Source organism: Bacteroidota bacterium (genome assembly GCA_020402865.1).
GTDB lineage: Bacteria > Bacteroidota > Bacteroidia > Palsa-965 > Palsa-965.
Map to the genome: position 1 here is coordinate 259,666 of JADBYT010000010.1, position 15,597 is coordinate 275,262.

Genomic DNA, 15,597 nt, shown 5'->3' on the forward strand with positions numbered 1-15,597 from the left:
GATATATCCGGGCAAGGGGGAACAAGTGTAGTTTTCATGGGTTTATGCTGTTCTCCTGGCAAACAGCCTCCGTTATGGGGGCTGTTTTGTTTTTGGGTACTTTTGTATCATGCCAAAGCGCAAACGATCGCGGCCGTTGCTGCTGTTTTACATTTTAGTGTGTTATGTGTTTGTCCAGTTTGGCTGGTGGGCATTTCTGCTCACACATCTGAACGGGCAGATTACCGACTTATTACTGGAAAAGCAACAGCTGTATGGCACACACAATACTGCTGCGATGGATGAAATCACCCGTCAGCTCGAACATCAACTCACCATGAAAAGGCTGATGATTCTGGGTGAAGGGCTTGTATTTCTTACACTGCTTGGGCTGGGTATTCTCCGCACCCGGAAAAGTTTTAAGCAGGAGGCGGCACTGGCCCAGCAGCAGAAAAACTTTTTACTTTCCGTTACACACGAACTTAAGTCGCCGCTGGCTTCTGTAAAACTTCAGCTCGAAACACTTCGCCGGCGCAAACTGCCAGCCGAAAAGCAGGACGAAATGCTTTCTTACGCAATAGAAGACACAGAAAGGCTTCACGCGCTTGTAGATAATATCCTTGTAGCTGCGCGTATTGATCACAGTTCGTTCTCCATTCATCCCGAGAAAGACAACCTGAGCAACTTTGTGACTGAACTGTGTGAAAAAGCAAAAAGCGGCGCTTTGCGTCACCACACACTGCGCCATTCTGTTTCGCCTGATGTGATTGCCTCATTCGACAGGCTTGCTATGCATTCGGTACTGATGAATTTGCTTGAAAATGCGGCAAATTATTCGCCCAAAGGCAGTGAAATCGTTGTACACCTGATTAGAGAAAACAACCGGGGCTGTCTCACCATAGCCGATCGCGGACCGGGAATACCCGAGCCGGACAAAGCACAAATTTTTAAGCGTTTTTATCGTTTAGGAAACGAAGAAACTCGCAGTACAAAAGGCACCGGACTTGGGCTTTACATTGTGCATAATTTAGTGCTGGCGCATCACTGGCAGATCAGTGTAATTGACCACCACGGCGGCGGCAGTATCTTTGAACTAACATTTCCACTCACCCACTGATTTATGACTACATCACAAAAGGCAGTACTGATTATCCTCGACGGCTGGGGCATTGGCAATGGCACGGCATCCGATGCCATTGCCCATGCGCAGGTACCTTTTTTCCGTAAGCTGATGCAGACTTATCCGCACAGCACCCTTAAAACGTCGGGCGAAGATGTGGGGCTGCCTGAAGGGCAAATGGGCAATTCAGAAGTAGGACATTTGAATATTGGCGCCGGACGTGTGGTGTATCAGGATCTTGTGAAAATTAACCTTGCCTGCCGCGATGGTTCTATTGATACACATCCGGTGCTTACCGATACATTCAATTATGTAAAAGCAAACCATAAGGCGCTGCATCTGATGGGACTGGTTTCTGACGGCGGCGTGCATTCGTCGCAGGAACATTTGCACCATTTGCTGCGGGTGGCTGCGGCCAACGGAATTTCAAATGTATATGTACATGCGTTCACCGACGGTAGGGATACGGATCCGAAAAGTGGCTTAGGCTTTCTGAAACTGTTGCAGCCGGTGCTTACCGAAACCGGCGCGAAACTGGCAACAGTTACCGGCCGTTATTACGCCATGGACCGCGACAAACGTTGGGAACGTGTAAAACTGGCCTGGGATGCGCTGGTAAACGGCAAGGGAGAGCAATGCACGGATTTAGTGGCTGAAGTGGAAGCCTGTTATGAGGAAGGCATTACCGATGAATTTCTTACCCCACTTATTGCCACGCAGGATAACGGCACACCGATGGCTACCATAAAGCCCGGCGATGCAGTGATTTGCTTTAATTTCCGAACCGACCGCTGCCGCGAAATTACACAAGTGCTTACACAGCAGGATATGCCCGAGCACGGCATGCACACAATTCCGCTGCATTACGTAACAATGGCTCGCTATGACCATACCTTCAAAAATGTACATGTAATTTTTGAGAAGGATGATTTGCGCATGACACTTGGCGAAGCGATTGAAAAAGCAGGAGCCACACAAATACGCATTGCTGAAACCGAAAAATATCCGCATGTGACATTTTTCTTTTCAGGCGGACGAGAAGCTGAATTTGCGGGCGAGAAACGCATACTTATTCCTTCGCCCAAAGTAGCCACCTATGATTTGCAGCCCGAAATGAGCGCCCGCGAACTTACGCAGGCCATTGTACCCGAACTAAAAAACAGTACGGCTGATTTTGTGTGCCTAAATTTTGCAAACCCCGATATGGTTGGCCATACAGGCGTATATGAAGCAGTGGTAAAAGCGGTGGAAACGGTGGACGATTGTTTGCGGCAGGTAGTGGAAGCCGGACTTTCCTCAAACTATTCCTTTGTAATTATTGCCGACCATGGCAACGCCGATTATATAATCAATGCCGATGGCACACCCAACACGGCACACACTACCAACCCGGTTCCCTGCATCCTCATAGACCCGCATTACAGCCAGATTGAAAACGGACGCCTTGCGGATATCGCCCCTACATTGCTCACAATGATGGAGCTGCCCGTTCCGCCCGAAATGACGGGGCGCATTCTCGCAAAAAAATAAGCCCGCAACCTGAGGAAAAGTTACGGGCCGAACCGGGTACGGAAGCGGTAAACGTATCCGGCATTTATATGAATGCTGCCGGATATATAACGCTTGTTTCAGAGAAAGATACAGTGCCTAAAACTTAAGCTGCACCTGAAGTGCAAAGTTTCGCGGGGGCTGAATATCGGCCGGGCGTGAGCTGTACTCGCGGTTTAAAATATTGTTTCCGATAAGCGAGATGCGGGCCACGCTGTTGAGCTGCCAGAGCAAACGGGTATCGAAAACAACGTCGCCGTGATTGTTTTGGTCGCGGTAGTTTTTTACACCGGGGAGCAGCGTTTCAAAAACCTGGTCGATGTTTTCCATAAAGCTGTTGTAGCGCATGCTTACGCCAAAAGCTACCTGCTTGTATTGCCACTCGGCATCAAATTTAGCGATGTGACGATAGCGGTATTTGAGAATATTTTCGGTAGATGTATTGACCAGCGTATCTTGAGCCGGGTTGAAGCGCAGCGATACGGGATTCATGAACGTGTAGCCCGCCAGCAGTGTAAGCGATGATTTATTGATTTGCCCCTGCCCCATTACCGAAAAATCGACTCCGGTAGTGCGTGTACTCCCGATATTAACTGATTTGAACCCGAGGCCGAAGAGCGGATCGGTAATGGGATTTCCCCATTGGCCAAAGGTAAATTCCATCATGTTCCGGTATTCCATCCAGAACACGGAGAGATCAGCAAACCCTTTCCAGTTTCCGAATACCACGCCCTGTTTCACGCCAATTTCGGCCGACTGTCCGGTTTCGGGTTGCAGCGCGGCATTGGGATAAATTTCGAGGCTGCTGGCACTGGTGCGCACAAACTTCTCGGCAATGGAGGGGAAACGATAGCCCTGTCCGTAGGAAGCACGGATGAAAGTAGCTTTAAGCAACTGGTAGTTTACCCCGAAACGAAAAACCGGTCTGAAAGGGAGTGTAATGGAATCGTTACCGGAGCGGCTGAGGATGTATTCCGTGGAGGCCGTATCGACCCGGAAGTATTCGGCTCTGATGCCTGCCGAGAGTGTGAGCTTGTCCCAAAAACGCCTGTCGGTTTGCACATAGCCCGAAATGTTTGTGGAGCTGTGATCATTGTAAAGTTGCGACTTTACAGCACTGTACATACCAACCAGTCCGGCGGTGAAGGCAAGGTCGTTTTTGAATCGGTACTGATATTGGTATTCGCCGTACCACAAATCGGCCAGCGAGCTTTGGCTCAGGTCGTTTGCGTTGTTTGTACGATAGAAGCGTGTGCGCAGGGCATGCCGGTGGCCTTTGGGGCCGTAGTAAGTAATGAAGGGGTCGATTGAAAAGCGTTTGTTGGTGTAGTTCTGTACGCTGCTGTCGGCCGGAATGTAGCCCAGCGTATCGTTGTACCAAAGTATAAACAGGCCGCCGGTAGTTTGCATCATGTTTGTATTGATGCCTGCGCTTAAACCGGGCAGTTTTTTGAATCGGTATCGGGTGTTGACATTTAGCCGGGCGCGTTGTTCGGTTTCGAGGTAGCGATAGCCGTCGTCATCAAGAAAATTGCCACCCACCACAAGGTCAAGATTACCGATTTGCCGCGCGTGGTTGAAAGAAAAGCCAGAAGTAGCCGGGGCCACATTGTTCCACCATTTGAGTTCACGGCGTTGTGGTGTATCATAGAATCCAGAGAAAAGGGTAACTGTTGATTGCGGCTTGAGCCCCGGGTATGCCGTGCGGAAATGAATCACTCCGTTAAGGGCCGATGAGCCAAACAATGCAGAAGAAGCCCCTTTAAGCACTTCCACCTGCGATACATTTTCGACGGGCAGGAAATTCCATTTCACATCGCCTGCATCACCAGAGAGCATTGGCATATCATCAACCACCATCAGTACGCGGCTTCCGGCTCCATAGCTAAATCCGCTTCCGCCCCGAATATTGGCCTGCCCGTCGGTTACATTCACCCCCGGCGTCTGGTCGATGATGGTTTCCATGTTTGTGGTGTTTTTGTTTTCGATAAGTGCAGGTTTAATGACCTCCATCGAAACAGTCACATCCGTGATTTTTTGTTCATACCGGCCGGCAGACACCACAACCAGATTAAGTTGCTGGGTAGTGTTTACCATTTTCATATCAAGTTGTTTTGTTTCGTTAGCTGCTAATGTAACTTCAGCGGTTTGCGTGGTATAACCCGTATAGCGAAAGTTGAGTGTATATGTACCCGGCGACAAACGAAGCATGTAATTACCTGACACATCGGTAACTGCGCCTTGTGATTGGCTGGCACTGACAATTACACCAATAAGCGCCTCACCATTGGCGCTGTCGCTCACAATTCCTTTCACTGTTGCTGTTTGCGCAAACACGGTAGTGGAGAGGAAAGATATGAACAGGTGGAGAAAAGGGGAAAAGCGGCCGTACATTTGAGGTGTTTAGGAGGGAAGATAGGAATTATGGACGAACGAATTTATCAGATCGCACTTACACAATTATCGGGTATTGGCCCGGTAATGGCAAGAAAGCTGCTAACTCATTGCGGCTCAGCCTCGGCGGTTTTTCTGGAAAAACCAGTTTTACTTCGTAAGATTTCGAGGCTCGGGGCGAGCAAAATTTTGCAATTAAGCGACAAATCCATTCTTGCACGTGCGGAAGAGGAGTTGCTTTTTACGGAGCGGCACAAGTTGCAGGTATTATTTATTGATGATCCTGCTTATCCTGAGCGGATGCGGCATTGCCATGACGCTCCGGTGATGCTCTATCATTGCGGAAACACAAACCTGAATGCTCCGCGCATTGTGAGTATTGTAGGCACACGCACGCCGAGTGAATACGGGAAGGAGCTTTGTGCGCAGACCGTAAAAGATCTGGCGGCTTACAATGTATTAATTGTAAGCGGGCTTGCATATGGTATTGATGCTATTGCACATAAAACGGCATTAGCGTCCGGTATCCCAACGCTGGGCGTACTTGCTCATGGTTTGGATCAGATTTACCCCTACGCACATCGTGGCCTTGCCAGGGAGATGACTGACCACGGCGGGTTGCTCACTGATTTTCCAAGCCGAACGAAGCCGGACAGAGAAAATTTCCCGATGCGTAACCGTATCGTGGCCGGGCTTTCAGATGCAGTAATTGTAATCGAATCCGGATTAACCGGCGGCTCAATGATTACTGCGGAATTTGCCAATAATTACAACCGTGACGTATTTGCATTTCCCGGCAGAGTACACGATGAGAAGTCTGCTGGATGTTTGAAGTTGATCAAAACCCACAAAGCGGCCTTAATTTCATCAGCTGCTGATCTAATTACATCCATGAATTGGGAAGCAGGGGCTCAAACCCAGCTCAGTGCACTGCTCAAACCGGAAAAAGACAATCTTGAAACTACCGAAGCGGCCATTGTTGATTTGCTTCACGGACAAGGCGAGGTACATATTTCAACGCTTACAGCTAACGTAAATCTTTGTTACGACGGTCTTCTTGACGTGATGGCTTCTTTAGAATTAAATGGTTGGGTAAAATCGGTTCCCGGGAATTATTACAAATTGCAGTATCTCAAACAATACACGTAGTGCAACAAAGTAACGACACACACCATTAGATCTAATTTAGTGTCAAAGTACTACTATTTATTACTAAAGTTTGGGGTTCTGCGATACATGGTATGGTTGACACTTACTAATTTCATGTCAACCAATATCCACTCACATGAAACATATAATACGCGCTTTATTGCTCACAGCAATGTCAACCATAGCTGTAGATGGATTTACACAAAGCACTTGTGGTAACCGGGATTTTGAAGACACTACTTTTACAAACTGGAGTGCCGCCACCGGCGATAACTGGGGTACACTTAGTTCACCGGTTATTTGGGTTCCAGGGCTTATCAGCAATGGTCTGAATGCTGCTGTCAGCGATATCGGAGCCCGGCACACGCTTATCACCACAAACTTCATTGACTCCATGGTGATAGATCCGGCCACCAATCAACCGGATACACAAATGACTTCACTTGCTCCGGGAGGAGGCAGCGTTACTTTGCGTCTTGGCAACAACAATGTAAATGCCGAAAACGAAAAGCTTTCCTACAGTTTTACTGTAACTGCCACAAATTACATCTTCACTTACCAGTTCGCCTGTGTGATGGAAGATCCGCAACATTTGCCTGATGAGCAGCCCTACTTCATGGTGAATATGTATGATTCGTCGATGGCTATTATTGCCACAGGAACAGACACATTTTATTCTGCTCAACCCAATGTACCTTTCATTACCACCCCGAACGGTTTTCTCAAATACCGTCGCTGGACAAATATCAGTGTTGATCTTACGGCTTATGTAGGGCAGAATGTGACTGTAGAATTTATCAATTCAGATTGTGCGCTGGGCGGGCACTATGCCTATACCTATGTTGATGTATCATGTTTAGGCACATTACTGGCGAATGTTTGGCCAGGCGATTGCGACTATGATTTGCAGGCAAACAATGTGGACTTACTCAGCCTTGGTATTGCTTACAATGCTACAGGCACCACACGTGCATCAGCATCAAATACCTGGGTGGCGCAGCCCTCAGCCGACTGGAGCACAAACTTCCCGCTGGGCGCAAACTACAAACACAGCGATTGTAACGGCGATGGCATTGTAGATCTGAATGACACACTTGCAATCAGTCTGAACTACGGCCAGACACACCCGTTGCGTTTGCCTGCTCCCGACCCCAACATTAATGTGACCAACCTGCCCGGTCTCACGCTTGTGCCCTCAGTAAACATCATTGGCGAAGGCAACATTGTCACATTCGACGTGTATGCCGGTTCAGCAGCCTTGCCGGTGAATGATCTTTACGGCATTGCATTCAAACTCAACTTTAATCCGTACCTGGTACATGGCGGCAGCTCACAAATGCTGTTTACAGGCAATGCACTTGGCACACGCAATGTGAACATGCTGGGTATGGATAAGCAATTCCCTTCGGCGGGTCGTAATGATGTGGGCATGGTACGCACTACACATGTTCCGATCAGCGGTGCTGTTTACTTAGGCTCTTTCTCGCTGCGCACAGCCTACAATGTGGGCAACGTAACCACACTTGAAGTATCATTCTCTGATGTGTTTGCCGTTGACCACAACTTCACGCATATTCCGCTGAATGCACAATCCGCAACGGTTATGATTGACCCCAATTTGCCGGCAGGCTTGAATGATGTGCAGGCCGCTCCGTTTACCTTCTTCCCCAACCCGGCCAATGATGCAATCCAAATCACCACTCCAAATTATGTCGCTGAGCGCATCATCATTACAAACCTGCTTGGACAGGAAGTACTTAATATTACGCCTACATCGCAAACCACTCCCATCAACACCGCCATTCTTGCCGAAGGCATGTACCATGTAACTGTAATTTCGGCCAATGGCAGAACGGTAAAAGAAGCGGTTGTGAAACACTAACTGTATTCTTTAACCACACACAAAAGAGCCTCCGCAGAATAGTGCGGAGGCTCTTTTTGTATTTTCAAATTTCAGAATTAGTGGAGTGAAATTTTGGTTGCGGCAAGTTTAGCCTGCTCCACAAGCTCTTTTACATCAACAGAGGCATTACCCCAACTCAATGCTACCCCCATGCGACGATAGGGCCGCATCACAGGTTTACCAAAAATGCGTACATCGCAAGAATGCATTGACAGCACATCGGCAATGCCGTTTATCACCGGAGCGGCTTCGCGGTCGGCAAGAATTACGGCACTGGCACCGGCACGTTCGAGGGTAATTTCGGGGATAGGTAATCCGAGCACAGCACGCAGGTGGAGTTCAAACTCATTAAGCGGAAGCGTGTTGGCAAGCGTAACCATACCTGTATCGTGCGGGCGGGGAGAGAGTTCAGAGAAATACACGCCTTTTTCAGTGAGGAAGAACTCTACACCCCAGATGCCTGCGCCGGTAAGTGCGCGTGTAACTTTGGCGGCCATTTCCTGCGCTTCGGCAAGATGTGCTTCACTCATCGGATGAGGCATCCAGCTTTCCTGATAATCGCCGCGCTCCTGACGGTGGCCGATGGGCGGGCAAAAAAGTACACCGCCGTTTTGCTGTGTCACAGTAAGGAGTGTAATCTCCGTATCGAAGCGGATAAATTCTTCTACAATCACTTCGTTAAGATCGCCACGCGAACCGGCCATGGCATAGTTCCATGACTTCTCGATATCGGCTTCGGTACGCACCACACTTTGTCCTTTGCCCGACGACGACATGAGTGGTTTCACCACACAGGGTAATCCAATTGCATCAATGGCCGCACGGAAAGAGTCGAGCGTGGTGGCATAGGCGTATTTAGCAGTACGCAGGCCAAGCTCCTGCGCAGCAAGATCGCGTATGGCTTTGCGGTTCATGGTGTAGTTTGCCGCGCGTGCACTGGGCACAACCTGAATGCCTTTGCTTTCGTAGTCGTAAAAACGTTCGGTGCGTATAGCTTCGATTTCGGGAACGATAATATCAGGCTTGTGCTTAGATACAATGGCATCAAGCGCATTGCCGTCGAGCATATTAATTACCTCGCGGGCTTGCGCCACCTGCTGCGCAGGCGCATTGTCGTAAGAATCAACAGCAATTACATATTGCCCCAGGCGTTGTGCGGCGATCACAAACTCTTTGCCCAATTCGCCGGAGCCGAGAAGTAAAATCTTTTTCTGCATTGTGTAAAAATAAATGGATTGCGAAAGTAGGGTATTGAAAAGAGATACGCATTAAAATAATGTGCTTTTTACCTGCTTTTCAAAATTGACGGGAGAGACCGTTGCACAAATAGTTTTTTATTCCCTCCGTTACCGTTATTTTCGTTCCCTAAAATTTACGCACATGTACACATCCGCCTTTCACCAGCAACTTAGTCAGGAACTCGCCAACATTCAGGAAGCGGGCCTTTTCAAACGCGAACGTGTTATTACCACCCCGCAGGATGCTGTGGTAAAAGTAAATGGCAAGGATGTGATTATTTTCTGCGCCAACAACTATCTCGGCCTTTCTTCGCATCCGAAAGTGCTTGAAGCAGCACACAAAGCACTCGATTCGCACGGCTTCGGCATGTCGTCTGTACGTTTTATTTGCGGTACACAGGATATTCACAAAACACTGGAAGCCAAAATTGCTTCCTTTCTCGGCACCGAGGATACCATTCTTTATGCGGCCGCATTTGATGCCAATGGCGGTGTGTTTGAGCCCCTGTTTGGCGAAGAAGACGCAATTATTTCTGATGAGCTGAACCACGCCTCCATTATCGACGGTGTTCGCCTTTGCAAGGCACAGCGTTATCGCTATAAAAACTGCGACATGGCCGATCTGGAAGAGCAGCTGAAAAAAGCGCAGGCCCAGCGTCACAGGATCATTGTTACCGACGGTGTGTTCTCAATGGACGGCTTTGTGGCACCGCTTGATAAAATTTGCGACCTGGCAGAAAAATACAATGCGCTGGTAATGGTTGATGAATGCCATGCCACGGGATTTATTGGCAAAACAGGACGCGGCACAATTGAGCAACGTAATGTGATGGGGAGAGTTGATATTATTACCGGCACATTGGGCAAAGCACTTGGCGGTGCGATGGGCGGTTTCACTACCGGGAAAAAGGAAATTATTGAACTCCTTCGCCAGCGTTCACGTCCGTATCTTTTTTCAAATGCACTTGCTCCTGCAATTATTGGTGCATCCATTGCGGTGTTTGACATGCTCAGTGAAACTACAGCATTGCGCGATAAGCTGGAGTGGAATGTGAATTATTTTAAAGAAGGTATTCGTAAAATTGGTCTTGAGTTTAAAGACGGTGAATCGGCTATTGTTCCGGTGATGTTGTATGATGCAAAACTCTCGCAGCAGTTTGCGGATCGTTTGCTGGAAGAAGGAATTTATGTAATTGGTTTCTTCTACCCGGTGGTAGCCAAGGGGCAGGCGCGCATCCGCGTACAGCTTTCTGCAGCGCATGAAAAGGAGCACCTCGACAAAGCCATTGCAGCCTTTGAAAAAGTGGGGCGCGAACTGGGCGTAATCAAGTAAACTGATATTGCCCAGCACACAGCCCTGTATTTTTGTTGGCGGTTGTGTATCTTTCCACGTATGAAAAAAGCCTCGCTTTTTTTGTTGCTCGTATTGGGTCTTCTTCCTGTTTCGCTGTTTGCTCAGGATAAAGCCCGGCTGCGCAGTGCCATGAAAAGTCTGCAAACGGCGATAGAAGACACCAACAAGGTAAACTGGCTCAATGACGTGGCCTGGGACACAAGCTACGATGACTTGGCTGCTGGCAGGCTCTATGTCACGCAATCACTGGAACTCGCCCGGAAACTGAAATTTCAGCCAGGCGTTGTGCGGGCCTACAATACACTTGGCGCTATCGCGCTCGACATGGGCGATATGAACGGTGCGCTGGATGCGCACTTCAGCAGCCTGAAAATTGCCGACTCGTTGAAGATGACACGTGCAATGGCAACCAGCTACATGAACATTGCCAACGTGTATTCTGTACAGCGCAATGATTCATTGCGCCTGATCTACCTCAATAAATCAATTGCTATATACAGGCAACTGGATAACATGAACGGCCTGGCGGTGTCGTTGGCCAATATGGGCAACCTGCAGTTTGAGTTCGACAGCATTGACAATGCGGCCAGCTATCTGAATGAGGCTCTTGAAATTTCAGAAAAGCTGCGTATTCCGCTGCGCATCGGTGCATCGCTTTCGGGGCTGGCACGTTGTGAGGCCCGCAAAAAAAACAGTGCAAAAGCCATTGCACTGATGAAAAGAGCACTTTACACGGTTGACACTACGGACAACAACTATGAGATTGCACTTATTCATATCGACTACGGGCAGATGTTTACGGATCTCAGCCAGTATGATTCGGCCGAGTTTCATTATCAGCTTTCGCTGGATACGTATGACAAGCTGAAAATGCCGGGCAAGTTTCAGGAGATTTACGAGGCACTAGCGCGGATGTACGAACAGAAGGGCGATTGGAAGCAGGCGTTGATTTACACAAAAAAAGCAACTGCAATAAAGGATTCGCTGCAAAGTGAACGTGTACTTCAGCATCAGCAAAACATGGAGGCGATGTATAAGCTGACAGAAAAGGAGCAGGCCATTGCCATGCTTAATCAGCAAAAATCATCGCAACGTATTTTTCTTTGGCTGGCGCTGGCAGGCTGTTTGCTTTTACTGTTGTTTCTGGGTGTATTGTTTAACCGGAACAAGCTCAAGCAGAAAAGCAATCAGCTGCTTGAAGAACAAAAGACCCGGTTAGAACTTCAGAACGCCACCATTGAAGAAAAAAACAAAAGCATAACAGACAGCATCAACTATGCCCAGCGCATTCAAAGTGCGTTGTGGCCTCGTGCAAAGGATTTTGAGCAGTTCCTGCATTCGGGCTTTGTCATGCTCAAACCAAAAGACATTGTAAGCGGCGATTTTTACTGGCTGGCCGAACGCGACGGCTGCATATTTATTGCCACGGTTGACTGTACGGGGCATGGTGTGCCCGGCGGCTTTATGAGCATGCTGGGCTCGCTGCTACTTACTGAAATAATTTCCGACAAAGGCATCATTGAACCGGCAGAAGTGCTTAACCAGCTTCGCAGCCGTGTAATCACAGCACTCCGGCAAACCGGCGAAAGCAACGAATCGAAAGACGGCATGGACATGGTGCTTTACCGCTACAGAAAAGATACGCGGGAACTGACTTATGCGGCAGCCAACAACAGTTTGTATATTATTACGAATGGAGAGCTGAAAGAGTACATGCCCGACAAGCAGCCCGTGGGCTACCATCTCGAAATGAAACCATTCACCCAGCATCATATTACACTCGAACCGCAAGCAATGGTTTACACCTTTACCGATGGCATTGCCGACCAGTTTGGCGGACCATCGGGTAAAAAATTCAAGTACAAACAATTCAGGGAGGTATTAATAAAGTATTCTTCGCTGGCAATGCACCTTCAGGAAGTAGAATTAATGAAGGAATTGGAAAAATGGCAGGGAAATCATGAGCAGGTGGACGATATTTTGGTGATGGGAATAAGATTTTGGTGATATAAAGGATAATTAATTGATTTACAGAAAGATTAATTTACATCTGTTTCTGCATGGCCTGATTTCACAGGCAGGGAGAAACCAACTTTTTCCACAATTTCTTTGTGGATAAGTTTGCCGGGATAGAAAATGTGCTTATCTTCGCAGCCCCAATAATGGGAAAGGACTACACTTTGTAGAACTATACAACTGAAGGTCAAGTGAATACGATCTCTTACAAAACCATCTCTACCAAGCCGGCCGACGTAAAGAAGGAATGGCTGCTGGTGGACGCAGAAAATGAAACGGTGGGTCGTCTCGCATCGAAGGTAGCATACCTGATCCGAGGCAAACACAAACCCTCGTTCACTCCGCACGTGGACTGCGGCGACAATGTTGTCATCATTAATGCTGACAAGGTACGCTTCACGGGCAATAAAACCGAAGACAAGGTGTACACCAGGTACACCGGCTACCCCGGCGGGCAGCGCTTCACAACACCGCAGGAGCTTTTCGCGAAGCATCCTGAGCGTGTGCTGGAGCTTGCTATCGGCCGGATGTTGCCTAAAACCCGCCTCGGTGATCGCCTCCGTCGAAACGTATTCATCTACGCTGGCCCTGACCACAAGCAGGAAGCGCAGAACCCAAAGAAAATTGATCTTTCAACCATTAAGGAACGCGCATAATGGAAGTTACAAACACCCTCGGCCGCCGCAAAACAGCTGTTGCACGAGTTTACCTGCAGCGCGGTAACGGTTCTATTACCGTAAACGGCCGCGATTTCAAACAATACTTCCCCACCGAAGTCCTGCAAATTAAAGTTCAGCAGGCCCTCACCATTACCAATAATGTTGGCCAGTTCGACATTACGGTAAATGTTGATGGCGGTGGCGTTACCGGTCAGGCAGAAGCAGTTCGCCTGGCTATTGCCCGTGCCCTGGTTGAGCTTGACGAAACCGTGAAGCCCGCACTTCGTGCAGAAGGCCTGATGACCCGCGACCCCCGCATGGTGGAGCGTAAAAAATTCGGTCAGAAAAAAGCCCGTCGTCGCTTCCAGTTCAGCAAGCGTTAATCCGATCCGTTTTCTCACAGTATATATAGGAACAAATGTCAAGAACCACTTTCAACGAATTGCTGCAGGCAGGTGCCCATTTCGGCCACCTCAAGCGCAAGTGGAACCCGGCAATGGCGCCGTTTATCTTCACCGAGAAGAACGGCATACATATCATTGACCTGAATAAAACCGTTGTGAAGGTTGAAGAAACCGCCAACGCCCTCAAACAAATTGCACGCTCAGGCAAAAAAGTGCTTTTCGTAGCTACCAAAAAGCAGGCGAAAGACATCGTTGCCGAGAAAGTAAAGGCCATCGGTATGCCTTACGTAACCGAGCGCTGGCCCGGCGGTATGCTTACCAACTTTGCTACCATCCGCAAAGCGGTGCGCAAAATGGCTAACATCGACAAGATGGCCACCGACGGTACTTTCGACGTGCTCTCAAAGAAAGAAAAACTCATGCTTTCGCGTGAGCGCGCCAAACTCGAGCACCAGCTCGGTTCAATTGCCGACCTCACCCGTCTTCCCGCTGCCCTCTTCATTGTGGACATCGTGAAAGAGCACATTGCCGTTGCAGAAGCAAAACGCCTCGGCATTCCCACCTTCGCTATCGTTGATACCAATGGCGACCCGAACAGCGTGGACTACGCGATTCCCGCCAACGATGATGCTTCCACTTCTATCGAACTCCTGCTCAACATTGTAACCAAAGCTGTGGCAGAAGGCGTTGAAGAACGCAAACTCGACAAAGACAAAGGCGAAGAGGAAAAAGACGATCAGGAAGAAGAATTTGACGACCGCAAATACACCCAGGGTGCTGAAGACGGTGAAGACCGTCGCCGCAAAGGTGGACCCGGTGGCGCTAAGAAACCCGGTGGTGCACCTGCCGGTGGTCAGCGTCGCGGTGGCAGCGGTAATGCCGGTGGTCAGCGTCGTCCTGCCCGTCCTTAATTAATATCTTACTTCTCGATTTTAACTTATCATGAGCGTTACAATCACCGCTTCAGATGTAAATAAACTGCGCACCATGACCGGTGCCGGTATGATGGATTGCAAAAAAGCGCTGACCGAAGCTAACGGCGATTTCGAAGCCGCTATCGACATTCTGCGCAAAAAAGGCCAGAAAGTTGCTGCCAACCGCAGTGACCGTGATGCAAAAGAAGGTTTGGTTATTGCCAAAACCAACGGTGCACGCGGCGTAGTAATCGTACTCAACTGCGAAACGGATTTCGTAGCCAAGAACGAAGACTTCGGAAAAGTAGCTGACAGCTTTGCAAGCATCGCTCTCGAACAAAAGCCAGCCGATCTCGCTTCACTGCTCAGCCTGAGCTACGAAGGAATGCCCATCAGCGAAAAGGTGGTGGAAATGGTTGGCAAAATCGGCGAGAAAATTGAACTCTCTTCTTACGAGCAAATTGAGTCTGCCCAAGTGACTGCCTACAATCACCCCGGCAACAAACTCGCCTGCATCGTAGCCTTCAACAAAAACATCAGCGAATCTGCTGCCCGCGACGTGGCCATGCAGGTTGCCGCTATGGCTCCCGTAGCCGTAGATAAAGATGATGTTGACAGCAGTACACTCGAACGCGAGCTTGAAGTTGCCCGCGAACAGGTACGCGCCGAAGGTAAGCCGGAAGACATGGTAGAAAAAATTGCTCAGGGCAAACTGAACAAATTCTACAAAGAGTCAACCCTGCTCAATCAGGAGTTCATTAAAGACGCCAAGAAAACCATCCGTCAGTATCTTCAGGAAACCGATAAGGAAATGACCGTAACGTCATTCAAGCGTATCGCCCTCGGATAATTGACCAATACATAAATCCCCTCTGCGGCGCAGAGGGGATTTTTTTTGACCATTTGCAGCCATACACAC

Annotated in this window: 12 protein-coding genes; 10 read left to right on the plus strand and 2 right to left on the minus strand. The window is 48.8% G+C overall.

The features are described 5' to 3' along the window. The first annotated feature begins 109 nt into the window (after window positions 1–109). Window positions 110–1,096 carry a hypothetical protein gene (locus tag IM638_09180; protein ID MCA6363199.1) on the plus strand — a complete coding sequence of 329 codons (987 nt, stop codon included), beginning with the start codon at window positions 110–112 and terminating at the stop codon, window positions 1,094–1,096. Between the two features lie 3 nt (window positions 1,097–1,099). Further along, a complete protein-coding gene (locus IM638_09185; protein ID MCA6363200.1) occupies window positions 1,100–2,629 on the plus strand; it encodes a 2,3-bisphosphoglycerate-independent phosphoglycerate mutase in 1,530 nt (509 codons plus the stop codon). Window positions 2,630–2,746: 117 nt separating this feature from the next. Here the strand turns inward: IM638_09185 and IM638_09190 are convergent, their stop codons facing one another. Beyond that, window positions 2,747–4,963: a TonB-dependent receptor gene (locus tag IM638_09190; protein MCA6363201.1), complete on the minus strand. Its 2,217-nt coding sequence runs from the start codon at window positions 4,961–4,963 to the stop codon at window positions 2,747–2,749. Window positions 4,964–5,068: 105 nt separating this feature from the next. On the opposite strand from IM638_09190, the gene dprA reads away from it, so the two are divergent. Then, entirely contained in the window at window positions 5,069–6,190 is a 1,122-nt protein-coding gene (dprA, locus tag IM638_09195; GenBank protein MCA6363202.1) for a DNA-protecting protein DprA, read from the plus strand. A gap of 136 nt (window positions 6,191–6,326) precedes the next feature. Next, complete coding sequence (locus tag IM638_09200) at window positions 6,327–8,072, plus strand: T9SS type A sorting domain-containing protein (GenBank protein MCA6363203.1); 1,746 nt, start codon at window positions 6,327–6,329, stop codon at window positions 8,070–8,072. A gap of 77 nt (window positions 8,073–8,149) precedes the next feature. On the opposite strand, the gene purT is transcribed toward IM638_09200, so the two are convergent. After that, the gene (gene purT / locus IM638_09205) at window positions 8,150–9,310 is read right to left on the minus strand and encodes a formate-dependent phosphoribosylglycinamide formyltransferase (GenBank protein MCA6363204.1); all 1,161 of its coding nucleotides are present in this window, start codon (window positions 9,308–9,310) and stop codon (window positions 8,150–8,152) included. Between the two features lie 163 nt (window positions 9,311–9,473). Between purT and kbl the strand changes: the two genes are divergently transcribed. The 6 genes from kbl (at window position 9,474) to IM638_09235 (ending at window position 15,528) form a co-directional block, all read left to right on the plus strand. After that, window positions 9,474–10,664, plus strand: a complete 1,191-nt coding sequence (gene kbl / locus IM638_09210) for a glycine C-acetyltransferase (GenBank protein ID MCA6363205.1) — start codon at window positions 9,474–9,476, stop codon at window positions 10,662–10,664. A gap of 60 nt (window positions 10,665–10,724) precedes the next feature. After that, window positions 10,725–12,692 carry a SpoIIE family protein phosphatase gene (locus IM638_09215; GenBank protein MCA6363206.1) on the plus strand — a complete coding sequence of 656 codons (1,968 nt, stop codon included), beginning with the start codon at window positions 10,725–10,727 and terminating at the stop codon, window positions 12,690–12,692. 200 nt (window positions 12,693–12,892) lie between these two features. Beyond that, a complete protein-coding gene (gene rplM / locus IM638_09220) occupies window positions 12,893–13,357 on the plus strand; it encodes a 50S ribosomal protein L13 (protein ID MCA6363207.1) in 465 nt (154 codons plus the stop codon). Beyond that, complete coding sequence (gene rpsI / locus IM638_09225; protein MCA6363208.1) at window positions 13,357–13,743, plus strand: 30S ribosomal protein S9; 387 nt, start codon at window positions 13,357–13,359, stop codon at window positions 13,741–13,743. Before rplM ends, rpsI begins: the two co-directional genes overlap by 1 nt. Window positions 13,744–13,778: 35 nt before the next feature. Beyond that, entirely contained in the window at window positions 13,779–14,675 is an 897-nt protein-coding gene (rpsB, locus tag IM638_09230; GenBank protein MCA6363209.1) for a 30S ribosomal protein S2, read from the plus strand. Window positions 14,676–14,706: 31 nt separating this feature from the next. Continuing rightward, window positions 14,707–15,528 (plus strand): elongation factor Ts, encoded by an 822-nt coding sequence (locus IM638_09235; GenBank protein MCA6363210.1) that lies wholly within the window; start codon window positions 14,707–14,709, stop codon window positions 15,526–15,528. Window positions 15,529–15,597: the final 69 nt, after the last annotated feature.